The 1,094-nt window shown below is 75.0% G+C and carries 1 pseudogene; it reads right to left on the reverse strand.

The features are described from left to right. Nucleotides 1-297 precede the first annotated feature (297 nt). Nucleotides 298-1,094 (reverse strand): annotated as a pseudogene (locus tag AB0M27_RS48145) (hypothetical protein); the annotation flags it as partial.

A 1,094-nucleotide genomic window follows, 5' to 3' on the forward strand; every position in this document is an offset into this window, starting at 1 on the left:
GGCGGCCGTGCGGCTGCACCGAGGTGTTCTCCATCGACGCACCCCCTCGGTGCTTTCCGGAACCGCCGGTCGCGGCCCCTTCCGCGTCGCCCCCCGGCGTGCGCGGCGTGGTCGTGTCGGTTCGGGCTTCGGACATCTGGGAAGTCACCCCGTTGTGATCGCTTGCCTGTGTCGCACGCGGGTGTTCCTGATGCACCCGCGCGTGTGGTGCGTGTACCGCAGGCCCGCCTCCGCCGCCCGACGCGGTCACCGCCGGTGCCCGCCCCGTACGGCCGCGTAGCCTCAAGAGCCCCGAGTCTAGTCAGTCGACGCGACCCGGTGCAGCGGCGCCTGCCCCAGAGGAACCGGCTTGCACACGGCAGGAGGGGCGACGGCTGCGGACGGTTCCGTTCCGTGTCCGACGCCGCCCGTTCCGTCCGTTCCGCCCGCCTCCGGGGGCGGTTCCTCGTCGCCCGGGGCGTCGATCAGCGCCACCCCGCAGGGCGTCGAGGCGTTGGCGTACGGAAGGTGCAGCACGCCGTCCCGGCTCCAGAAACCGGCCCCCGCCGACCAGCCCTCCGGCGCCGCGACCTGGTGCAGCCGCCGCCCCTGCGGACGCCAGATCCCCACCCAGCTCCCGGCCGGCCCGTCCATCCGCAGCGCCACGGCACAGCTCTCCGGCATCAGCATCTGACCCGGCTGCACGGCGAACGGCGTCACCGCCACATCCGCCGGACGCAGGCACTCCGGGAAGCGGACGGGCAGACAGCTGCCCAGCACGCCCCAGCCGAGCCGGTCGTGGCCCGGCGCGTTCGAGCGGATGAGCAGCAGCCCGCTGTCCGCGTCGGCCAGCAGCAGCCGGTCGTCGCTCGCGGGCGCGATCTGGAGCAACGGGGTCACCTCGCCGTTCCGCTCCAGGTCCACGGCGACCGCCTTGACCGGCCCACCGCCCGCCGGCCGCCGGTCCAGGGCCAGCATCCGGCCCGCCCGGTCCAGCCACACCCCGCCCGAGCAGTGCCCGGGCACCTCCGCGACCAGCTCCGGCCCGAAGGAGCCCCCGGCCACCAGCCAGAGCAGCGAGGAGTGGTCACCGGCGGTGAGGCCGTACACGCTGC

The organism is Streptomyces sp. NPDC052107 (genome assembly GCF_040680215.1).
Taxonomy (GTDB): Bacteria; Actinomycetota; Actinomycetes; order Streptomycetales; family Streptomycetaceae; genus Streptomyces.